Here is a 20,658-nt window from a genome sequence, read left to right on the forward strand (position 1 = left end):
GGCGCAGAAGCGACCTATAAGCACTTGGGCCGCGTTTACCGTGTGACGTCCGAAATTGCAGGTATGGATAACGTGGCCGGCGACGGCGACGAAGACCTGCTGCGTGCCATGCACAAAGCAATCCATGATGTGACCATGGGTGTCGAGACCTTCGGATTTAACGCGGCGATTGCAAAGCTTTACGCATTCACCAACGTACTGGCCAAATCCAAGGCTGGTGGCGCTGCTAAACGCGAGGCCGCGCTTGTGCTGGCGCAACTGATGTCGCCCATGACGCCCCACCTCTCTGAAGAAATCTGGTCCATGCTGGGTGGTGACGGCCTGATCGCCAACGCCCCTTGGCCTGTCGCGGATGAGGCGATGCTGGTTGAGGACACGGTGACCATGCCGATCCAGATCAACGGCAAGCGGCGCGCCGAAATTCAGGTGGCCGCGGATGCCAGCAAAGAGGATGTTGAGGCGCTAGCCCTCGCCCTTGATGTTGTGCAAAACGCCCTTGGCGGTGCGGCACCCAAGAAGCTGATCGTCGTACCCGGAAGGATCGTGAACATTGTCATCTAGCCTGACACCCCGCCGCTCTGTCCTGCTTGGCCTTCTGGGTCTGGCGGGCTGCGGCTTTGCGCCGATCTATGGCGCAGATACGGGGTTGCGGGGGCGTGTTGCCTTTGAAACGGACGCGAGCGTTGCGGGCTTTCGCCTGCGCGAACAGCTGGAAAAACGGCTCGGGCGCAGTGCGTCACCGGAATACGTGCTAAAGACAACGGTACGCTCCAGCCAGCGGGCGGCAGCGATTACATCAGAGGGCGATACTTCGCGCTTTAACATCGTTGGCGTGGCCACATGGACATTGATCGCGCTGGAGGATGGCCGCCAGATCGACGGGGGTGAGGTCGAGGCCTTTACAAGTTACTCTGCCACAGGATCAACCAACGCAACGCAAGCCACGCGCGATGACGCCGAAGCGCGGGTGTCGGTGATCCTTGCTGATCTGATTGTCAGCCGCATGCTGATCCGTGCCGCCGAGCTTGACTGATGAAGCTGACGGGGGCCGCGGCGAATAACTACTTCCGGAGGCCGGATCCGTCCCACATGGCGCTCTTGATCTTTGGGGCCGATCCGATGCGGGTGGCCGATAAGCGCCAGCAGGTGATCAATGCCTTGGTCGGCCCGCAGGGCGAAGAGGAAATGCGCCTGACACGGATAAGTGCCTCTGATTTGCGCAAAGATCCTGCGATGCTGGATGATGCGATCAAGGCGCAGGGGTTCTTTCCGGGGCACAGGGTCGCCTTTGTTGAGGATGCCACCGATACCCTTTCCAAGGTGATCGCGGGGGCGCTGGCCGACTGGCAGCCCGGTGATGCACAGGTCGTGATCACGGCCGCCCAGTTGACCGCGAAATCTGCCTTGCGCAAAGTGGTTGAGGGGTACAACAACGCTGTATCTATCGGCCTCTACGATGATCCGCCGACGAGGGCAGATGTGGAACTGGCGCTCAAAGATGCCGGTGTCGCCCTGCCTGACCGTGATGTGATGGATGCGCTGCTGGCGCTCGCCAACAGCCTTGAACCGGGTGATTTCAGACAAACGATCGAAAAGGTGAGCCTTTACAAGCGTGGCGATGAAAGCCCGCTGAGCATCGCCGACATCATGGCCAACGCCCCCCAATCTGCCGAGGTGGACGTTGACGATGTGTTAGAGATCGTGGCCACAGGTCAGGCTGATCAACTAGGCCCGCTTTTGCGCAATCTCTATGCGCAGGGTGTCACGCCTGTAACGCTTTGCATTGGGGCAATGCGCCATTTTCGCAGGTTGCATGTGGTGGCTTCTGATCCTGGCGGGCCAGCGGCAGGTGCCGGACGGCTCCGGCCCCCTGTTTTTGGTCCACGACGCGACAAGATCGTCCGGCAGGCTGGCCAGTGGGGGCGTGACCGTCTGGAAAAGGCGCTGACAGCGTTGACAGATGTCGATCTGCAACTCCGCTCGGCAAGTACCGCGCCACAGAATGCGCTTATGGAGCGGACATTGATCCGGCTCGCGATGATGGCAAGGCGCTGATATGAAAAAAGGCAGGCCAGAGGCCTGCCTTTCATTCAAGATCGTCGATCCTGATTTATTGATCAGCTGCTGCTGCGATCAGAAGTGCAGCAAGCACACCCAGTACGATGTATGTTGGGCTGATTGAAGAAGCTGCTGGTGCTGGTGCTGGCTCAGCTACGACGACTGGTGCTTCCATGACTTCTTGAGCCATGCCACCAGCTGAAGCGGCGACGCCGGATACTGCAAGAGCTGCTGCAGCGGCAAGTGTTGTTGTAATGCGCATAGTGTTACTCCATTTGTGCACGGGGCCTTACGGTCAAAGCGTGACCGACCCACATTTCCGCACTGAATCAGGGATTTCGTGCGAATCCTAGATGCAAAAGTTGATGGGTTGTAATCTACGTTTGGGCTTTAGGAGCCTATCTTCGGTAAATGTCTGTACGGACGCTACTAATACATTGAATTTAATGGATAAATAAATCATACATTCAAAACCGGCTGGCTAATGGTGCTCAGATGACTGATGCTCGAATTGCCGCTGATTGCGTAATTCATATGTCTTAGGTGCATAAATGCAACGATCTGGCAGGTCTTGCGGTCTTTCCGGTTCAAACAAATGACAGCGGCTCTCTATGTGATTGGATGACTTACCGCCAGCGACTCGTGCAGTATTCCGAATGGGGCGGGGTCCAACGCACAACATGTCGTGCTGCCATTGGATCGGGATCAAAGACTTATTACTCACACTTCTTTCTTTGAAGCAATTTGGATTGTGTGGCGGCCTTGCGCCATGGCCTTTCGAGACCACGTTTCTCTTGCGCCTACGGGCAGCAAAGCTTGGCGGCGGCTAGGCCTGCGCGCCGTCCGGTCGCAAGACACGCTGTGATCAGATAGCCCCCTGTCGGTGCCTCCCAATCCAGCATTTCTCCTGCGCAGAACACACCAAAGCGCTGTTTCAGCATCAGATCATCAGTGAGCGCAGCAAATTTTACTCCGCCGGCCGTCGAAATCGCTTCGTCCATAGGACGTGGCCCTTGGTGCGCGATGGGGAGAGCCTTGATAAGTGGTGCAAGATCGACCGGCAACGGCCGCGCGCATTCCATCAGCAACGCCGTCTGCACCGGCGAAAACCGTAGCACTTTGCGCAGATGGTTGGACAGGCTCGCCTTGCCGCGCGGTTTTTGCAGCGCTGCGCGGATCTTGTCCTCTGGCCAGTCGGGCAGCAAATCAATGGTCAACGGCGCCCCCTCGCGCATGGCTTTGGACACCATATAGATGCCGCCACCTTCGATGCCGCGCTCTGAGATGACGAACTCGCCGCGCGTGTTCTGGTTGCCTGCCGTCAAGCCAACCGATTTGACCGGCGTGCCCAGATAAGGGGCCATATGGGGCGACCAATCCACCACAAAGCCCATATTCGCAGGGGCAAAGGGCGCGACCTGATCCTGCAGATGCGCCGCCCAAGCGCCGTTTGCCCCAAGGCGTGCCCAACTGGCGCCGCCTGTGGCAAGTACGGTAACCTTTGGCGTAGCAGTTATCGTGCCATCGGGTGTCTCAAAGCGCAAAGCGTCGCCCTTCCAGCCGTCCCAGCGCCACCGTGTTTCGATGCGCACGCCATAGTCCCGCAACCGCGCCAGCCATGCACGTAGCAGGGGTGAGGCTTTCATGACGGTGGGAAACACGCGCCCCGTCGATCCAGTAAAAACAGTTTGCCCCAGACCTTCCGTCCATGCGATCACCTGATCTGGGCCAAAATCATCAAGCGCGCGGGCGAGCGCCGGTGGAAGCTCTTTGCCATATGCGGCAAGAAGCGCCACATGCGGTTCTGCTTTGGTGATGTTCAGGCCGGATTTCCCAGCCATCAGGAACTTCCGCCCCACCGATGGCATGGCATCGGCGACGGTCACCGACACACCGGCCCTGCCCAGTTGCTCGGCAGCCATCAGCCCGGCGGGCCCCGCACCAATGACCATTGCATCGGTCACGCTGGCATGGGTCCTTTGATTTCCACCACACGGTGCGGATAGGGGATTTCGATGTCGTTTTCCTTGAGCGCATTCCAGATCAGGAACAACACGTCAGAGGCGTATTTGTTCTTGCCGTCGTCGATGCCTTCGACCCAGAATTCCACCCCGAAATCTACGCCGTTATCGCCAAAGCCGCGCAATTCGCAGTCGGGGCCTTCGGGGTCTTGCAGCACACCGGGGTGCTTTGAAACAGCGGCTTCTATGATGGCCGGGACAAGGTTGATGTCGGTGTCGTAACTGACCGAAAATGCCACCTCGAGCCGGTTTGCCGAACCTGAGTCCGAATAGTTGACCACCCGCGTGGTGATGAAATCCTCATTCGGGACAACAATCCAGCGGCCATCGAAAGTCTCAAGGATCGTTGCGCGCGCGCCCATCTTGATGATGGTCCCGGCCTCGCCGCCATCCAGCTCGACATAATCGCCGACGGTGGCTTGGCCCTCGACCATCAGGATCACGCCAGATATAAAGTTGGATGCGATTTTTTGCAGACCGAAACCAAGGCCCACACCTATGGCACCCCCGATAATCGCCAGGGAACTCAGGTTGATCCCCATCACATTCATCAGGATCAGGAAGGCGACTGTGAAGATCGCAAATTCAGAGGCCTTGATCGCCAGTTGCCGGATGGCCGGCCGCATGGGTTGTTGTGTGATATAAGAGGATGACTGCGCGTTTGACCATTGGCCCAGCCAGAACAGAAGGCTGCCAACAATAAGCCCGCGGACGATGGAAAGCGCAGAGAAGCTGATATTGCCAAGTGTCACCCGCGCCGCGTCAAGCGCCATCGTGACCTCATCAAGGAAACCGACGGCATAGAGCGCCGCAACAGGGACCAGAATATAACGCGCCAGAACGCGTAGAAAGGTGTCCGTGACGATGTCTTTGGCCAGGGCGCGGGCGGCAAGGAAAAGGAAGATACGCTTGCCGAATGCGATGACTTCGCCGGACCCGAAGAGTGACCGCGTCACGCTTTCGCCCACGGCGGTAAACCCATAGGCCAAAAGTGGCAAGGTCAGCGGTAGGAAGATGAGCAGGAAGCGGCGCGCCTTGGAGAGGATAGAGCGATTGGCCGCGTCCGGTGTGAGCAATGTGCGCAGGCGCGGTGCGAGAAGCCCGCTCGCAATCCGTGCCAGAAGATAGGCACCGATCAGAAGTGCAAATTGCGACCACGCTGCCGGTGAAAGAAGCCAACCTTGCGCGAGGAACAGTGCCTGATCGAAGGCGTTCTGGGCCTGCTCCATCAATCCGTTTGGTTCCATCAGGGCGCGACCTTTATTGTTTTTACTCTTTTAACGTCATGCGTTTGATCGCCGCAATATGTTCCGGTGCGGCAGAGAGCGTATCTGCCCCAAGGTTTTGTGCGGTTTCAAGCAGCGCATCAGGGGTGGTGATCTGGTCCACCAATCCCCATTGGAGCGCCCGTTCCGTCTCGATCTTTTGGCCCGCCATCAGAATCATCTTGGCGCGGGCCGGTCCGACCAGCCGTGTCAGGCGCGGGGGATCAGAAGGTTGCGGCAGAAAGCCCAGCTTCATCACCGGATAAAAGAACTTTGCCTCTGTCACGGCGATCCGCAGATCACAGGCAAGCACCATGCCAAAAGCACCACCCGCGACCGTGCCGTTCAGGGCTGCGATGGTAAGGCACGGAAGCGCGGCAATTGCGCCCGAAAGCCGTTCCCAGACCGGATCGGTGGCAAGTCCTGCACGCGCAGCTTCCAAATCTGCACCGGCGCTAAAGACCCCGCCAGTACCGGTCAGAATAAAGAGTTTCGCATCCTGTGCCGCCTCTGCAATCTTGGCCAGCCGGATCAGCATATCACGCGTCAACGCGCCTGCTTTGTCGGGCCGGTCAATGGTGACGATCCATGTGTCACCATCCTTGTCGCAGCGGATCATACAAGCCCGACCTTTTTGCGGATATCCTCGTCACGCAGGCTGACGTCATCGCCCAAGAACGTGTCGGCCTCGGGTGTACACATCCACAAAAGTGCCTGTGCGGGCCATTCGGGCGGGATATGCACGGACCAGTCAAGCTGGCTGACCGGATTGATGCCTGACGCCTTGATTTCGCGCTGCATCTGTGTGGCGACCGTTCCGGGCGAAAGCCCCAGAATTCGCAAGCCTTTATCACGGGATTCCTTGTCGGCGGCACGTGTGAGCATATAGACGGCAGCCTTGGAGCTACAGTAGGCGGACCAGCCCTCGACCGGGCCATGGGCGGCACCGGACGAGATGTTGATGATCGTGCCGTGTCCTTGGGCAATCATGCCGGGCATCGCCGCATGCATCCCGTGCATCACGCCTTTGAGGTTGATGTCGATGGTGCGCGACCACGCCTCGGGATCGGTGTCTTGCAGGTGGCCGATCGGCTCAACGACGCCTGCGTTATTGATCAGAACGTCCAACCCGCCAAATGTGCGCGCGGTCGCAGCAATGGCCGAAGCGACATCGGAATAGCGCGCAACATCGCAAGGGATCGCAAGTGCTTTTTCTCCTATTTGTCCGGCAATTTCCGCAATCTCGTCGGTGCTGCGGGCAACCAGTGCGATATTCGCGCCTGCTCCGGCAAAGGCATAGGCGGCGGCGGCGCCAATGCCGCGGCTAGCCCCGGTGATAAGTACGGTTTTCCCGACTAAATTCAGGTTTTTCACACAAGTCCCTTTCAGATTTCTTTTGGGGTGGCTAGTTATTGTCTTAATAGTAAATCCCATTGCAGTTAAATTTGAAAGCGCAGGTCAGTGGGACAAAGATATATCGAAAGGGATCATCCATGACATATCCGACAGGAATGCGTAGCGCTGTTTGCATCGCCGCATTGATCGCTGGCAGCACAGCGCAGGCCGACGTGACCGCCGCGCAGGTCTGGGAAAACTGGAAAGCGCAAATGGGCGTTTACGGCGAAGACAGCCTGACAATCGGTGCGGAAGAGACATCAAGCGGTGTTGTGACGATCCGCGATCTGTCACTGCAAAGTTCCGATGATGACGTCACCGTCGTCTTGTCGATTGGAACGATTGCTTTCAACGAACAGTCCGACGGTACCGTGCGCGTGACGATGGACGATAGCTATCCAATGGTCATCACCGGCGAGGATGGCGTGGTCGTGACTTTGGCAGTGACCCAGCAGAACATGAACATGATCGTAAGCGGCGATCCGGATGCCATGAATTATGCGATCACCGCCGATCAGTACGGTATCGCCCTTCAGGATGTTGTGGACGGCGATATCACCTTTACCGGTGACGCACAGGTCATGCTGAATGACGTCGATATGAGCTATCAGATCGAAACTGGCGATTTGCGCGATATCGCTTATGACGCCACAATCGGATCAGTCGACCTTCTGGTTGATTTCCAGATCCCTGGCGGCGATGGCGACTATATTACCGCTGGTGGCAAGATGATGAACATTGCGGCGCAGGCTGAAATGTCGGTGCCTGTCGATGCGGATTTTGACGATCCTGATACGTTGATGGCTGACGGTTTTGCCGTTGCAGGGGGCTATACGATCGACCGCTCGGACTTTGTGTTCGATATCAATGCAGAGGGTGATCAGGCAGCAGGGTCAATCACGGTAGGGTCTTCAAACCTGACCGGTGAATTGAACAACAGTATTGTGGGATATACATCTTTGACCAATGATGTTGCGGTGAATATCGTTTCAGGCGAATTCCCTCTTCCGATTGAGCTGAGCCTGGCGCAATACGGGATCAAGGTTCTGTTCCCGACTGCCGCTTCTGAAGAGGCCTCGGATTTTGCCTTTGGTTTCGATCTTATCGACCTGTCGATCAGCGATGCAATCTGGGATATTTTCGATGCGGGCAATGTTTTGCCGCGTGACCCTGCGACAATCCAACTCGCACTCAGCGGCCGTGGCAAGGCATTGTTTGATATGTTCGATCCTGAACAGCAGGATGCGATGAACAGCGCGGAAATGCCCTATGAACTTGAATCAGTGACGCTGGACCGCCTGAATGTGAACGCAGCAGGTGCTGCCTTGGTCGGTGGCGGGGCCTTTACCTTTGACAACAGCGACATGGAAAGCTTTGCACCATTCCCACGCCCTGAAGGCGCAGCAACGATCGAGATTTCGGGCTTTAATGCGCTGCTCGACAATCTTGTCGCCATGGGGCTGGTCCCCGAACAGGATGTCATGGGCGCGCGCATGATGGTGGGGATGTTTGCCCGCTCAACCGGTGACGACCAGATGGAAACCTCTGTCGAGGTGCTGCCAAATGGTCAGGTCAATGTGAACGGCAATCGCGTTCGTTAATTGATCCTTTTTGTAAAGGGGGCGCAGGTGGCGACACTTGCGCCCTTTTTCATTTGAACAACCCTTGGCCTTGCGGGGCAGACCTTGGCGCACTAGGTCTTTGAGCAAGCAAAGGACATACGATGACCCAATCTCTTTCAGACCTTTCCGATCAGATTTTACAGGCCGCCAAGCGTGCCGGCGCAGATGCCGCCGATGCGATTGCTGTGGATGGCACGTCGATCTCGATTACTGTCCGCGACGGTGCGCTGGAGCAGGCCGAACGGTCCGAGGGCATCGACATTGGTCTGCGCGTCTTTGTCGGAAATCGGCAGGCCTGCGTGTCGTCATCCGACACCAAACCCGAGACGCTGATCCAGATGGCTGAACGTGCTGTGGCGATGGCCAAGGAAGCGCCCGAAGATCCGCATGCGGGCCTTGCTGATCCGTCGCAACTGGCCAGCAATACTGCGACCGAGGCGCTGGAACTCTTTGATCCCAGCGACGAGCCTGACCCTGCCGCGCTGCAAGAGGACGCCACCCGTGCCGAGGCCGCAGCCCTGCGCAATGCGGGCGTTTCACAAGTACAATCCGCCTCGGCAGGTTACGGGCGTCGGCGCATCCATCTGGCAGCAACAAACGGGTTTTCTGCGGGGTATGCGCGGAGTGATCGGGGCCTGTCCTGTGTGGCGATCAGCGGCACCGGCACAGGGATGGAGCGCGATTATGACTATGACAGCCGCGTGTTTCAGGCCGACCTGCGTGACGCCGAAGAAATCGGGCGCATCGCGGCGGAACGTGCGGTAGAGCGGGCGGGCGCGAAACGTCCGCGCACCGGGGCCTATCCGGTGCTGTTTGATGAACGCGTCGCCAGCACCCTGATCGGGAGCCTTCTGCAAGCCAGCAACGGATCCATGATTGCGCGCGGCTCAAGCTGGTTGCGTGATGCCATCGGTCAACAGGTCCTTCCCAAGGGGTTGTCGATCATTGAGGATCCGCATCGCGTGCGTGTCACCGGATCAAAGCTCTTTGATGCCGAAGGTTTGGCCACTACGCGGCGTGCGATTGTCGATGACGGCGTTTTAACGGGCTGGACGCTTGATTTGGCGACAGGGCGCAAGCTTGGGATGCCAAGCACGGCAAATGCCGCGCGTGGCACCGGATCGCCGCCATCCCCGAGCCTGACAAATGTGGCACTGACCCAAGGCCAGCAATCACGCGATGATCTTATCCGGGAAATGGGCACAGGGCTTTTGGTGACCTCGATGATCGGTTCAACGATCAACCCCAACACTGGCGATTATTCACGCGGTGCGGCTGGTTTCTGGGTCGAGAACGGTGAAATCGCCTATCCTGTCAACGAATGTACCGTTGCGGGTAATCTGCGCGATATGTTGATGACGATCCAGCCTGCCAATGACGGCCGCGAGCATCTGTCGCGCGTCGTTCCCTCGTTGCTGGTTGAAGGATTGACGCTTGCCGGAGACTGATCTTGCGCTGCTTGTGCAAGCAGCGCGCCACTCGGGTGACATTGCCAAGCGGTATTTTCAGCAAAATCCAGATGTGACCGATAAACCCCACGGCGCGGGGCCGGTGACAGCCGCAGATCTGGCCGTGAACGCCATGCTGGAGAATTTTCTGCCAGCAGAGCGGCCCGCATATGGCTGGCTTTCGGAGGAGACTGAGGACAATGCCGCCCGCCTTGAGACGCGGCGCCAGTTCATTATTGACCCTATCGATGGCACCCGTGCCTTTATCGAAGGCAGCAAGGACTGGGCGCATTCGCTTGCTGTGACCGAGAATGGCATACCCGTTGCCGCCGCGATCTATCTGCCGATGCATGACATGATGTTCGCTGCTGAAATTGGCGGTGGTGCGACGCTGAACAATGTGCCGATCCATGCCTCTGACCCGCCGATTGACGATGCAACAATCCTTGGCGCAAGGCCGAACTTTGATGCGCGGTTCTGGAAAGACGGAACGCTTCCGCCGGTAAAGCGCGCGTTCAGGTCATCGCTTGCCTACAGGCTTTGCCTTGCCGCAGACGGCAGTTTCGACGGGATGATTACCCTGCGGCCCAGTTGGGAATGGGATATCGCAGCGGGTGCATTGATCATGCAAGAGGCGGGCGGCAAGATTTCCGACCAACACGGTGCGCCGCTGCGTTTCAATAACACGCACCCTCAAGTCCCCGGTGTTCTGGCTGCCGGTCCCCGGCTTCACGGTGATCTGCTTGCACGGCTTGAGCCATCTGCGCCAAAAGCCTAGACTGGCTTCGACACATATTTTCGCAAAGGTTTATCCATGACACAACGCCTGCACCTCGTTTTTGGCGGCGAGCTGATTGATCCGACCAAGAATGCATTCAAGGATGTGGATGCCATTGATATCGTTGGCATGTACCCAAACTATGAAGCGGCCTATAATGCGTGGAAGGGTGCAGCACAGCGCACCGTTGATAACGCGCATATGCGGTACTTCATTGCACATATCCACCGCTTGCGGGACGAAGAAACAGCGGCGTCGCCGACTGAAGAACTCGATAGCTAAGGCAAGGCCACCGGTCAGGACATGGCAAGATCCCTCGCAATCGCAGCCTATCTGGCAGGCTTGGGGTCACACGACCGCAAAAAGCCACTTGCCGAACAGCCACCGCGCCCTGCGGGCACGATCATTTGGGCGCGATGTAGCCGTCCTGACCAGTTGATGGCGATTGAAACGCTTGACCGGAAACTGGCCGAAGACGGCGATCCCATTCACGTAGTGGCGACGCTGCTGCATTGGGTGCCGGAATCTGCCCAACGCGCCCTGCCGGAACCGCAGGGCCGCAAGGAGATCCGCGCCTTCATTGCCCATTGGCAGCCAGCCATGTGCATATGGGTGAAGGGTGATCTTGATCCGATCCTCCTTTCGGAACTGGATAACGCGAGGCTACCGGCCATCTTTGTCGATGCGACGGCCGAAGGACTCGATGACATTGCGGGCAAATGGGTGCCCGGTGCCCGGCGCTCGATGTTGTCGCAGTTCGAAGCCGTTCTTGCACTTGATCAAGCGGCAGCGGACCAGTTGATTTATGCGGGCACGCCTGCGGATAACGTCTTGGTCACGGGTGCAATGGAAGACTGCGCGCCAACATTGCCCTGTAGCGAAACCGAGCGGAACGAAATCTCCAAATCCATCGGGACACGCCCTGTCTGGCTCGCGGCGGCTGCACCGGCGTGCGAAACCGGTTACATTGCAAAGGCCCATCACGCCGCAAGCAGACGTGCACATCGTCTCTTGCTGATTGTCGTGCCGCAGGATGCGACGGCGGCCTATGACATTGTGGAACAAATGCGTGGAAAGGGCTTTAATGTCGCTTTGCGGTCGGACGAGCCGGAACCATCCGAGATTACGCAGGTCTATGTGGTCGACACCGACGAAGAGCTTGGCCTGTGGTACCGCATCGCGCCGATTACCTATCTGGGGGGAACGCTGGACGGCAAAGGGTGTCGCGATCCGTTTGAGGCGGCAGCTTTGGGGTCTGCGGTTCTTTACGGCCCTCAGGTGGCCCCTTTTCAACGTCATGCAGCACGGTTGAACGCAGCAGGCGCGTCCCGTTTGCTGCGCTCCGGTGATGATCTTGGCGTTGCGGTTGAGACGCTTTTGGCAGCTGACAAAACTGCAGAACTTGCACATGCCGCCTGGGATGTGACATCGCGCGGGGCAACGGTGACCAACCGTATCGCAACATTTATCCAGCTGCGTCTGGAAGAGCTGGTTTCATAGATGCGCGCACCGTCCTTCTGGTTCACCCCACCTGATCACCCCACGTTAATCGCACGCGCATTGGCGCCCTTGGCTGCACTTTACGCCGCTGGCACAGCACGCCGCCTGCGCCGCCCTGTAAAGGTGAAGGCCAGTGTCCCGGTCATTTGCATCGGCAATATCAATGCTGGAGGAACGGGCAAGACACCGACGACCATCGCTTTGATCGCGCGCCTAATGGATCGCGGCCGCACACCGCACGTCGTGTCACGGGGCTATGGTGGCAGCCTCGAAGGCCCCGTGCGTGTCAGTGAACGCGACCATAAAGCGGATCAAACGGGGGATGAGCCGCTACTTCTCGCCGCTTTTGCGCCCACATGGGTGGCCAAGGACCGCGCCGCTGGTGTGCGCGCTGCACAAGAGGCGGGCGCTGATGTCATTCTGCTCGATGACGGCTTCCAGAACCCCGATGTGGCCAAAGACCTCTCGATCGTTGTCGTTGATGCGATGCGGGGGTTTGGCAACGGCCGCGTTATTCCTGCGGGGCCTTTGCGTGAAACTGTGGCGTCGGGCCTCAAGCGGGCTGATCTGGTGTTGTCCATCGGGCCACCTGCGGCACAGGACCGGTTTGGCGCGCAGTGGCATTTTGATGTGCCGCATCTTGTGGGCCATCTGGCCCCGCTGCCGACGGGCATGCCATGGCGTGATCTGAAGTTGTTGGCTTTCGCAGGGATCGGCCACCCCGAGAAGTTTTTTGTCACGCTCCGCGATATGGGCGCGACCTTGGTCCGCGCCGAGGCGCTGGGCGACCATCAACCACTGACCGAGGCGTTGATGAAGCGCCTTGAGATTGAGGCCGAGGCGCGTAAAGCCCAGCTTGTCACAACCGAAAAAGACGCCGTGCGCCTGCCTGCTAGTTTTCGCATGAAAGTGCTGACCTTGCCTGTGCGCCTGCAGCTTGTGGATTGGGCGCCGATTGATGCGGGTTTTGACCGCCTGGGGCTTTAATCCAGCAGGTCCTGATTTGCGCCGAGTTTCGGTGATGCGGTCATTGGCGTCACATCGGCATCCGAGAATGTGATTGGCAGACGCACAGAGGGGACACCATCCAGATCAACGCGCATGCCGCGGTGGATTACCTGGGGATCGGCGAAGGTTTCTTGCAGGTCGTTGATTGGTCCTGCAGGGACGCCGTGGGTTTCGCAGGCAGCAAGAAGATCAGACTTGGTCCATGTCTGCGTTTTCGCAGTGAGTAAGGCCGTCAGTGTATCGCGGTTCTTTAGCCGTGCTGCGTTGGTTGCGTAATCAGGGTGCGCCGCCAATTCCGGCAGGCCCAGAAGCGCACAGAAATGCTGGTACTGCCCGTCGTTCCCGCTGGCGACGATGATATGCCCATCGGCGCAGTCAAAGACCTGATAGGGTACGATATTGGGGTGCGCGTTGCCCATGCGCTGCGGCGCGTTGCCCGTTGCCAGATAGTTCATCGCCTGATTGGTCATCACGGCAGTCGCGACATCCATCAGCGCCATGTCAATATGCTGGCCCTTGCCCGTCGTATGCCTCTGATTCACGGCCGCAAGGATGCCTGTGCAGGCATAGATGCCAGTGAAAATATCCGTGACTGCCACACCCACTTTCTGGGGCTGCCCGTCGGGGGGGCCTGTGACGGACATCAGGCCTGACATGCCTTGGATGATATAGTCATAGCCCGCGCGTTTGGCGTAGGGCCCGGTCTGGCCAAAGCCGGTAATCGAGCAATAGATCAGACGGGGGTTAAGCGCTGCGAGGCTGTCGTAGTCGAGGCCGTATTTGGCCAGCCCGCCAACCTTGAAGTTCTCGATCAGGATATCGGCGTCCGCCACAAGGCGGCGCACCTGCGCCTGACCTTCGGGTGTGCGAAAATCAATGACCACCGATTTCTTGCCGCGATTGCAGCAATGGAAATATGCGGCGGCCTGTTCGCCCTCGTGGTCGACAAAGGGAGGACCCCATTGGCGCGTGTCATCGCCTTGGGGGCTTTCGACCTTGATCACCTCGGCGCCAAGATCGGCAAGTGTCTGTCCGGCAAGCGGGCCCGCAAGGACCCGCGCCAGTTCCACAACTTTCAGGCCTGCAAGAGGCTTCATTGCAATTCTTTCAGTTCATGCGCGGGCTGATCTAGCCCAGCTTCCCGTCCAGAATAGCAGCGAATTCATCATAGGCCATGTTGGAATATTTCTGACCGTCGATCAGGAAGCTTGGTGTCCCTGTGATCCCGTCACGATCGGCATTTTCCTGATACCATGTGAACAGGGCCTCGGCCTTGGCCGCATCGCTGAGGCAGGCATCAAGTGCCGCATCATCCATCCCTGCGGTTTTGGCCAAACGGCGCAACTCTTCAACGATTGTGGCCGGATCACCAGACGCAAGCCAGCTGCGTTGCTCAGCGTAAAGCAGCTCCGAGAAGGCAAAGAAGAATTCAGTTGTGTCGTTGCACCGCGCGATCATCGAAGCCCAAAGGCCTGGACGGTCGAAATAGACCTCGCGGTAGACAAAACGGATACGGCCTGTGTCGATATAGTTCTCTTTCAGTGCCTGATACTGGTTGGCGTGGAATGTCGCACAGTGCGGGCAGGTGTAAGAGGCATATTCGATCACCTCGACCGGCGCATCGGGATTGCCCAGAACCATTTCAATCACTTCAGGAAGTGCACCGTCGGCGCTTTGCGCCATGGCCGCCCCTGGCAAAAGCCCCGTTGCAGGGTCAGGCCGTGTCAGTGTCCAACCAGCGCCCAGCGCAACCAATGCACCGCCACCTGCGGCCAAAAGAGTTCTACGTTTCATATCTACCTCTGATGCGAGTTTTGTTTTGTTAATACGTTTGTGCCCAGCGCTGTCAGCGCCGCACGCAGTTTTTCGTTTTCTACCTTTTCAGATAGGGCCTTTGCGGCCATTTGCACCGCCGGGTCAGGTGTTTTGTGGACCTTTGGCGCATGACCGAAGGCCACGCGCCCTTCGGCAAAGCCTGTTGGCGCTGTCTGCGTGATCCGGACCCGCGAAATAGCGCGGTAGCCATAGCAGGCATTAACCTTTTCGCGAATCTGCTCTTTTTGCATTTCCAACATGGGGGCCTGTGCCCCCGTGGTTAGCAATGTCAGCGTCGCACCCATGCCGCCCTTGCCGTAGCTGACGTTCACAGGCGTGGCGATTTGCGCCGTCGCCTGACCAACCACCTCTGCCCAATGCGTCAAAAGGCGGGTCACAGCAAAGCCGCGATCCTCGCTGGCTTTGCGTACTTTGCCTTGCATCAACGTCGCCGCGCGGGAAAATCCGCGCGTGGTGCTGGTAGGACGTGGTTCTTTCATGTCTAAGCCCTACTCTAAGATGAAAGACGCGCCAAGTCTGCGGGGCGGTTTGAAACGGGTAATAAACATTGCGTGACCTTAGTGCAGAGCTTTTGGCATGGTACGACGCCCATGCGCGCGAAATGCCGTGGCGTGTCGCCCCTGCTGATCGCAAGGCGGGTGTCCTGCCTGATCCTTATGCTGTCTGGATGTCCGAGGTCATGCTACAGCAGACAACCGTGGCGGCAGTGCGCGATTATCACCGCAAATTCATGGCAATCTGGCCCACAGTGCGTGATCTGGCGGCGGCCGATGATGCCGATGTCATGGCCGCTTGGGCGGGTTTGGGGTACTACGCCCGCGCCCGCAATTTGCTGAAATGTGCCCGTGCAGTGGTTGCCGACCATGACGGCGTATTTCCCGATACCTACGACGCGCTGCTAGAACTGCCCGGCATCGGCCCTTACACGGCGGCGGCTGTTGCTGCGATTGCCTTTGACCGGCCCGAGACCGTGGTTGATGGCAATGTCGAGCGTGTCATGGCGCGCCTGTACGATATTCACGCGCCCCTGCCGGGTTCCAAGGCGGAACTGACTGCGCGGGCCGCAGAACTGACGCCCCAAACCCGCCCCGGTGATTATGCACAGGCCGTGATGGACCTTGGCGCCACAATTTGCACGCCGCGCAATCCGGCCTGTGGGGTCTGCCCGTGGCGCGATGACTGTGCCGCGCGCATTGCCGGCACAGCGGCCGCGTTGCCCAAGAAGACGCCCAAGAAGAAGACACCAACCCGGTTTGGCATCGTCTATGTTGCGCGCCGCGAAGACGGCGCATGGCTCTTGGAAACCCGTCCGGAAAGGGGTCTATTGGGTGGCATGTTGGGCTGGCCGGGGTCGGATTGGAGCGACGATCCCGCACCAGAACCGCCGTTTGAGGCAGAATGGACAGCACTGGGCGAAGAGGCGCGACATACCTTCACGCATTTTCATTTGCGGTTGAAGATCATGACAGCAAAGGTGGCCTTGGGCACAAAACCTGCGTGCGGGGAGTTCCTGTCACAAGGGAAATTTAACCCGACTGCGTTACCGACGGTGATGCGCAAGGTGTTTGATCTTGCCCATATGACGCTACGCGACGATTGAGAAATAAAGCCGCTGAACCTATTGTTGTGACAGCAACGCTTTCGGACATGATATGACAAGCATTCCTGAAACATCAAAGATCGGAAACCTTTCCAGCGCGCTTCCATTCTGGTTGTCGTTTGGCTTGGTGCCACTCGCTATTTTTGCCGCCATGCAGGGTGGATGGGCGATTGCGCTTTTGCCGTTGTCTACATGGTATCTCTTTACCTTTCTTGATTACATCATCGGGAAGAACACGCAAAATCCTGACGTTGAAACACCCGACGGACAGCTGTTCTGGTATCGGTTGATCACCCTTCTTTGGACGCCGATCCAGCTGATCACACTCTTCGGTATCATGCTTTATGTCGTCCAATCCGGCCATTTGAGCCGGTTTGAAGAGTGGTTGCTTTTTGCAGCGCTTGGCATTCTGTCCGGCACAATCGGGATCACCTATGCGCATGAATTGATGCACCAAAAGCCCAAACTGGAACGGTGGATGGCCGATATCCTGTTGTCATCGGTGCTTTATGCGCATTTTCGGTCAGAGCATCTGCTGGTCCACCACCGCTATATCGGGACGCCACGCGATCCGGTGACCGCGCGCTATGGTGAAAGTTTCTATCGTTTCTTCCCGCGGGTGCTCTACCAGTCGCTGGTGTCATCCTTCAAAGCCGAGAAGGCGATGTTGGCGCGCAAGGAATTGCCCTGGTTTCATCGGTCAAACCCGTTTTGGCGGTATTGGGCGCTTGAAGCCGGTTTTGTCCTGCTCGCATGGGGTATTGGTGGCTGGTGGGGCGTGTTCCTGTTCGCAACACAGGCGTTCTGGGCCGTTTTTCAGCTCGAGTTGGTCGACTATGTGGAACACTACGGGCTCACACGGAAGCACTTGGGCGATGGCAAATATGAACACGTGCTGCCACGACATTCATGGAATGCATCTCAGCAGGCCTCCAACTGGCTGCTGATCAATCTCCAGCGGCACTCCGATCACCACTACAAACCCAACAGGCGGTTTCCATTGCTGCAAACCTACGATGACGATGAGGCACCGCAACTGCCATACGGGTATCCGCTGATGACGATGATCGCATTGGTCCCGCCTGCTTGGCGCAAAACAATGAACCCCCGCGTCAAGGACTGGCGGCAAAAGTACTATCCAGAGATCAAGAACTGGAAACCCTACAAGAACGCTACCAATCCGATGCCGCGATAGCAGGCGCTATTTTGCGCCAAAGAGCCTGTAATACATCCAGTCCGGCATGAACTGTGACAAACGGAAGACCCAGGAGAAGATCATGGGAAAGCTTTTCTTGAAAGCGTCGGTGTTCATATGCTCGAACACCTCTTTGGCGGCATCCTCTGCCGACATGATGAACGGCATGGTAAAGTCGTTCTTGTCAGTCAGGCGTGTCTTGATGAAGCCGGGGTTGATCAACTGCACCTCAATCGGCGATGTGCGCAGATCGGCCTGCATTGATTCCGCCAAAGACATCAGCCCGGCTTTGGATGCCGAGTAACCAATCGCACCGGGCAGACCACGGAAACCGGACAGCGAACCAACAAGTACGATGTGCCCCGCCCCTTTCGCGACCATATCCTTGATGACGGCCCCCACGACACGTGATGCGCCAAGGAAATTGACCTCGCCCATCATGTCCGCCTTCTCGTTGTCCCATTCCTGCGCCTTCATCGGCCAGTAAACGCCCGCCAGATAGACAACGCCATCAATCGCGCCAGCTTCTTTCGCGGCCGCCTCAACCGCCGCGCGGTCTGCGACATCTACAGCGATGTAGGAGGCTTTTCCGGGAAGCTCCGCGACCAGTTCTTTCAACCGGTCCTCTGATCTGGCAGACACGATCACCTCGGCCCCTGCGCGGCTAAGGCTGAACGCGACTTCACGCCCCAGCCCCTCGCTTGCGCCTACAAGCCAGTATCGTTTTCCTTGCCAGTTTTTCACGGTTATTCTCCTGCGTAGGCTTTGTCTTTGGGGCGCATCGTCGCGACGAGCTCGGCCACTTTAATCCCGAATTTGCGGAACTGGCTGCGGTTCATGATTGACCCGTTGGACATCAGATACATCCAGTCAGTGACGTCAAGCGCATGGCCACCCGCCTCTTCGGTCAGCTTGATGCGATAGTTAAGCGATACGGCCGAGCCCTGCTGCTGGCCAGAGCCCGCGCCAACAAGATCAGGTGCCTCTGCCTTGATCCGTCCATCGTTGCCCAAGGTCAGGGTCCACTCACGGTGCTGCACCTGCCCACTGTCATAATGAAAGACCTCTTTCATAGTCCCGACATTGCCGTTCCACGAGGCCTCGAAATCGGCAACGAAACGAGAAGCCACGCGGCCTGTTGGCCCGTAGATCACACCTTCGCAGACAATCGGCCCGTTGAACCGTTCGCGGATATCGAAAATCGGCCCATCTGCGTAGTCGTTAGATTTCTGCGCCCAGAACGACACGTAACGCTCTCGCAGAAACACGGCGATAGCCATCAAGGCGGCGCCGATCAGGATGTAGGTCATAAACGACATCGTTTAGTCCTCGAGTCTTGTGGCAATCAGCAAACCGATTGCCAAAATTTTCAATAGCGATGGCACAAGTGCATAGAGCACTGTCAGCATCGTGATGGCTTCAGCGGGCAAATTTGTTGCCCCGGCCTGAAAACCGGATCGTTCAAGTAACGGCAGCAAAACCACCGCGGCGAAGGCAAGCGTGAACTTGTTCACCAAATTCCAAAGGCCAAATCCCTGTCCGCCATTGGGCGAGATGGCAGCCATACGTTTCGCAAACATCGCGGGCAGCAAAGTAAGATCTGCGCCGATGCTCGCTCCACTTAGTACGCAGATAATCGCGAAAGGGATCACATCGCCCGGCGATAAAGTGAGCGTGTAGCCAAATGAGGCAACCGCAAGCACCATGGCGGCCAGCAAAACAGGTTTGGGCGAGTAGCGCCGCGCGAGCGCTGACCAAAAAGGGGACGAGATCGCGGCGGCAAGAAAAAACAGCACCAGAAGCGGGCCTTCCCAGCCTACAGCCCCGAGTTTGCTTTCGACATAAAAGAGAAAAAGTGTCGAAGAGACAGCCAGGGGCGTGGCATTAACCAAAGCCAAAACAAGCAACTTGCGTGCCGTTTTGTCGCGGATGATTTCACCCATCTGCGAAGGTTCCTGACTGACCCTTTCTTTCCATTCGGGCCACATAAAGACGGCGGCGATCACAGCGAGCGCGGTGAAACCATAGGCGAAGGCTGCGAAAGGATCGGCCACTACGCCGATCAACACGGTGGGCACGACGGCGGCTATGCAAACACCGATCAATGCCCCGCTTTCGCGCCAAGCGGCCAGCCGCACATGGCCCTGTGGGCCATTGCCCGCTTTGCTGACACCTTGGGCATAGAAATTGATGGTGAGAAAGCTGAACGCCGTAAAAAGCCCAGTCACCGTGATTGCAAACCACCACAGCGGATTGATCGGCGGCGCCACCGCGAAAAGCCCGATCATCGACAGCGCCATCACACCTGCAGTCAGCGTAATCACAAGTTTTTTAGCGCTTGTCAGCCGCTCGCTGATCCATCCCAGAACAGGATCCTGGATCATGTCGAAAAGGCGCATCGCAAAAAGGAGCGCGCCCAATGCCGCAAGGCTAACGCCGTAAGTATCGGCGTAATATTTCGGCGCATAGATATAGATTGGTAGTCCGGCGCCCGCGAGTACGGCAGCAAAGAGCGAATAGGCGGGCAGGCGTTCGGTCAGCGCCTTCACCGGCTCACCTCATCCACTGGGGGTTCGGGTTGCGACCGGAACGTCGCACCTTTCCACCAGAGTTTCACTGCCTGCCAATGGATCAGTGCCAACACGCGACGGGACCCGAAGGGTCGCCGGAGCGCCGCCTTGATGATCGCTGTGTTGGTGATGGGTTTGCGCGGCCCCGTCAGCGTTGCAATCAGCCCGCCGTTGCCGCGCGAATAGTCGATCCAGATGCCGATCGCATCAGGCTGGATATCAAAGCGAAACGTATAGCCGCCCTCGATTGGTTGGAACGGGGACACATGCATCAGTTTTTGTGCCGACAGTGTTTCATCCTTTGTGATCGCACGGCCATCCTCATGACGACACAAGTAGGAATGGCGGTCGCCAAAGGTATT

The 20,658-nt window shown here is 57.9% G+C and carries 23 protein-coding genes; 11 read left to right on the plus strand and 12 right to left on the minus strand.

What is annotated here, in order from left to right; all coding sequences use genetic code 11:
* The 3 genes from VGP75_RS05355 to holA form a co-directional block, all read left to right on the plus strand.
* A partial coding sequence (locus VGP75_RS05355) for a class I tRNA ligase family protein (RefSeq protein WP_327542666.1) occupies positions 1-561 on the plus strand: 561 nt, incomplete at its 5' end.
* Positions 551-1,033 (plus strand): LPS assembly lipoprotein LptE, encoded by a 483-nt coding sequence (gene lptE / locus VGP75_RS05360; protein WP_327542667.1) that lies wholly within the window; start codon positions 551-553, stop codon positions 1,031-1,033. The genes VGP75_RS05355 and lptE, both read left to right, overlap by 11 nt.
* Positions 1,033-2,055: a DNA polymerase III subunit delta gene (gene holA, locus VGP75_RS05365; RefSeq protein ID WP_327542668.1), complete on the plus strand. Its 1,023-nt coding sequence runs from the start codon at positions 1,033-1,035 to the stop codon at positions 2,053-2,055. The genes lptE and holA overlap by 1 nt, the downstream gene beginning before the upstream one ends.
* Before the next feature lie 55 nt (positions 2,056-2,110).
* On the opposite strand, the gene VGP75_RS05370 is transcribed toward holA, so the two are convergent.
* The 5 genes from VGP75_RS05370 to VGP75_RS05390 all read right to left on the minus strand — a co-directional run bounded on the left by VGP75_RS05370 (position 2,111) and on the right by VGP75_RS05390 (position 6,709).
* A complete protein-coding gene (locus VGP75_RS05370; RefSeq protein WP_327542669.1) occupies positions 2,111-2,320 on the minus strand; it encodes a hypothetical protein in 210 nt (69 codons plus the stop codon).
* Positions 2,321-2,858: 538 nt separating this feature from the next.
* Entirely contained in the window at positions 2,859-4,022 is a 1,164-nt protein-coding gene (locus tag VGP75_RS05375) for a TIGR03862 family flavoprotein (RefSeq protein WP_327542670.1), read from the minus strand.
* Positions 4,019-5,326: a mechanosensitive ion channel family protein gene (locus VGP75_RS05380; RefSeq protein WP_327542671.1), complete on the minus strand. Its 1,308-nt coding sequence runs from the start codon at positions 5,324-5,326 to the stop codon at positions 4,019-4,021. Before VGP75_RS05380 ends, VGP75_RS05375 begins: the two co-directional genes overlap by 4 nt.
* 22 nt (positions 5,327-5,348) lie before the next feature.
* Positions 5,349-5,963, minus strand: a complete 615-nt coding sequence (locus tag VGP75_RS05385; RefSeq protein WP_327542672.1) for an enoyl-CoA hydratase/isomerase family protein — start codon at positions 5,961-5,963, stop codon at positions 5,349-5,351.
* Entirely contained in the window at positions 5,960-6,709 is a 750-nt protein-coding gene (locus tag VGP75_RS05390; RefSeq protein WP_327542687.1) for an SDR family oxidoreductase, read from the minus strand. Before VGP75_RS05390 ends, VGP75_RS05385 begins: the two co-directional genes overlap by 4 nt.
* 128 nt (positions 6,710-6,837) lie before the next feature.
* Between VGP75_RS05390 and VGP75_RS05395 the strand changes: the two genes are divergently transcribed.
* The 6 genes from VGP75_RS05395 to lpxK all read left to right on the plus strand — a co-directional run bounded on the left by VGP75_RS05395 (position 6,838) and on the right by lpxK (position 13,074).
* Complete coding sequence (locus VGP75_RS05395) at positions 6,838-8,340, plus strand: DUF2125 domain-containing protein (RefSeq protein WP_327542673.1); 1,503 nt, start codon at positions 6,838-6,840, stop codon at positions 8,338-8,340.
* 122 nt (positions 8,341-8,462) lie between these two features.
* Entirely contained in the window at positions 8,463-9,809 is a 1,347-nt protein-coding gene (locus VGP75_RS05400; RefSeq protein ID WP_327542674.1) for a TldD/PmbA family protein, read from the plus strand.
* A complete protein-coding gene (locus VGP75_RS05405) occupies positions 9,796-10,587 on the plus strand; it encodes an inositol monophosphatase family protein (protein ID WP_327542675.1) in 792 nt (263 codons plus the stop codon). Before VGP75_RS05400 ends, VGP75_RS05405 begins: the two co-directional genes overlap by 14 nt.
* Before the next feature lie 36 nt (positions 10,588-10,623).
* On the plus strand, positions 10,624-10,869 hold the full coding sequence (locus VGP75_RS05410) for a DUF4170 domain-containing protein (RefSeq protein ID WP_110277890.1): 246 nt from the start codon (positions 10,624-10,626) through the stop codon (positions 10,867-10,869).
* A 21-nt stretch (positions 10,870-10,890) separates the two neighbouring features.
* Entirely contained in the window at positions 10,891-12,087 is a 1,197-nt protein-coding gene (locus tag VGP75_RS05415) for a 3-deoxy-D-manno-octulosonic acid transferase (protein ID WP_327542676.1), read from the plus strand.
* Positions 12,088-13,074 (plus strand): tetraacyldisaccharide 4'-kinase, encoded by a 987-nt coding sequence (lpxK, locus tag VGP75_RS05420; RefSeq protein ID WP_327542677.1) that lies wholly within the window; start codon positions 12,088-12,090, stop codon positions 13,072-13,074.
* Here lpxK and VGP75_RS05425 read toward each other — a convergent pair.
* Genes VGP75_RS05425 through VGP75_RS05435 form a run of 3 tightly spaced genes read right to left on the minus strand, consistent with a single transcriptional unit; the run spans position 13,071 to position 15,410 of the window.
* Positions 13,071-14,192 (minus strand): CaiB/BaiF CoA transferase family protein, encoded by a 1,122-nt coding sequence (locus VGP75_RS05425; RefSeq protein ID WP_327542678.1) that lies wholly within the window; start codon positions 14,190-14,192, stop codon positions 13,071-13,073. The two genes, lpxK and VGP75_RS05425, sit on opposite strands and share 4 nt — an antisense overlap.
* Before the next feature lie 31 nt (positions 14,193-14,223).
* Complete coding sequence (locus VGP75_RS05430) at positions 14,224-14,889, minus strand: DsbA family protein (RefSeq protein ID WP_327542679.1); 666 nt, start codon at positions 14,887-14,889, stop codon at positions 14,224-14,226.
* Positions 14,890-14,891: 2 nt separating this feature from the next.
* The gene (locus VGP75_RS05435; protein ID WP_327542680.1) at positions 14,892-15,410 is read right to left on the minus strand and encodes a DUF721 domain-containing protein; all 519 of its coding nucleotides are present in this window, start codon (positions 15,408-15,410) and stop codon (positions 14,892-14,894) included.
* Between the two features lie 122 nt (positions 15,411-15,532).
* On the opposite strand from VGP75_RS05435, the gene VGP75_RS05440 reads away from it, so the two are divergent.
* Together VGP75_RS05440 and VGP75_RS05445 are read left to right on the plus strand one after the other, a co-directional pair.
* Complete coding sequence (locus tag VGP75_RS05440; RefSeq protein ID WP_414727780.1) at positions 15,533-16,531, plus strand: A/G-specific adenine glycosylase; 999 nt, start codon at positions 15,533-15,535, stop codon at positions 16,529-16,531.
* A 52-nt stretch (positions 16,532-16,583) separates the two neighbouring features.
* Complete coding sequence (locus tag VGP75_RS05445; RefSeq protein WP_327542682.1) at positions 16,584-17,726, plus strand: alkane 1-monooxygenase; 1,143 nt, start codon at positions 16,584-16,586, stop codon at positions 17,724-17,726.
* 6 nt (positions 17,727-17,732) lie between these two features.
* On the opposite strand, the gene VGP75_RS05450 is transcribed toward VGP75_RS05445, so the two are convergent.
* From VGP75_RS05450 to VGP75_RS05465, 4 genes are all read right to left on the minus strand, one after another.
* Positions 17,733-18,470 carry an SDR family NAD(P)-dependent oxidoreductase gene (locus tag VGP75_RS05450; protein ID WP_327542683.1) on the minus strand — a complete coding sequence of 246 codons (738 nt, stop codon included), beginning with the start codon at positions 18,468-18,470 and terminating at the stop codon, positions 17,733-17,735.
* Positions 18,471-18,472: 2 nt separating this feature from the next.
* Positions 18,473-19,045, minus strand: a complete 573-nt coding sequence (locus VGP75_RS05455; protein ID WP_327542684.1) for a DUF3833 family protein — start codon at positions 19,043-19,045, stop codon at positions 18,473-18,475.
* A 3-nt stretch (positions 19,046-19,048) separates the two neighbouring features.
* On the minus strand, positions 19,049-20,275 hold the full coding sequence (locus VGP75_RS05460; protein WP_327542685.1) for an MFS transporter: 1,227 nt from the start codon (positions 20,273-20,275) through the stop codon (positions 19,049-19,051).
* A partial coding sequence (locus VGP75_RS05465; RefSeq protein WP_327542686.1) for a DUF1365 domain-containing protein occupies positions 20,272-20,658 on the minus strand: 387 nt, incomplete at its 5' end. The genes VGP75_RS05460 and VGP75_RS05465, both read right to left, overlap by 4 nt.

This window comes from Yoonia sp. (assembly GCF_036007805.1).
Lineage (GTDB): Bacteria > Pseudomonadota > Alphaproteobacteria > Rhodobacterales > Rhodobacteraceae > Yoonia.

What these genes read in the sequence shown, in the direction of transcription:
- holA (WP_327542668.1), top strand. Translation starts at nt 1,033, where the DNA reads ATGAAGCTGACGGGGGCCGCGGCGAATAACTACTTCCGGAGGCCGGAT.
- VGP75_RS05370 (WP_327542669.1), bottom strand. Translation starts at nt 2,320, where the DNA reads ATGCGCATTACAACAACACTTGCCGCTGCAGCAGCTCTTGCAGTATCC.
- VGP75_RS05380 (WP_327542671.1), bottom strand. Translation starts at nt 5,326, where the DNA reads ATGGAACCAAACGGATTGATGGAGCAGGCCCAGAACGCCTTCGATCAG.
- VGP75_RS05385 (WP_327542672.1), bottom strand. Translation starts at nt 5,963, where the DNA reads ATGATCCGCTGCGACAAGGATGGTGACACATGGATCGTCACCATTGAC.
- VGP75_RS05395 (WP_327542673.1), top strand. Translation starts at nt 6,838, where the DNA reads ATGACATATCCGACAGGAATGCGTAGCGCTGTTTGCATCGCCGCATTG.
- VGP75_RS05400 (WP_327542674.1), top strand. Translation starts at nt 8,463, where the DNA reads ATGACCCAATCTCTTTCAGACCTTTCCGATCAGATTTTACAGGCCGCC.
- VGP75_RS05410 (WP_110277890.1), top strand. Translation starts at nt 10,624, where the DNA reads ATGACACAACGCCTGCACCTCGTTTTTGGCGGCGAGCTGATTGATCCG.
- VGP75_RS05415 (WP_327542676.1), top strand. Translation starts at nt 10,891, where the DNA reads ATGGCAAGATCCCTCGCAATCGCAGCCTATCTGGCAGGCTTGGGGTCA.
- lpxK (WP_327542677.1), top strand. Translation starts at nt 12,088, where the DNA reads ATGCGCGCACCGTCCTTCTGGTTCACCCCACCTGATCACCCCACGTTA.
- VGP75_RS05425 (WP_327542678.1), bottom strand. Translation starts at nt 14,192, where the DNA reads ATGAAGCCTCTTGCAGGCCTGAAAGTTGTGGAACTGGCGCGGGTCCTT.
- VGP75_RS05430 (WP_327542679.1), bottom strand. Translation starts at nt 14,889, where the DNA reads ATGAAACGTAGAACTCTTTTGGCCGCAGGTGGCGGTGCATTGGTTGCG.
- VGP75_RS05435 (WP_327542680.1), bottom strand. Translation starts at nt 15,410, where the DNA reads ATGAAAGAACCACGTCCTACCAGCACCACGCGCGGATTTTCCCGCGCG.
- VGP75_RS05440 (WP_414727780.1), top strand. Translation starts at nt 15,533, where the DNA reads ATGCCGTGGCGTGTCGCCCCTGCTGATCGCAAGGCGGGTGTCCTGCCT.
- VGP75_RS05445 (WP_327542682.1), top strand. Translation starts at nt 16,584, where the DNA reads ATGACAAGCATTCCTGAAACATCAAAGATCGGAAACCTTTCCAGCGCG.
- VGP75_RS05455 (WP_327542684.1), bottom strand. Translation starts at nt 19,045, where the DNA reads ATGTCGTTTATGACCTACATCCTGATCGGCGCCGCCTTGATGGCTATC.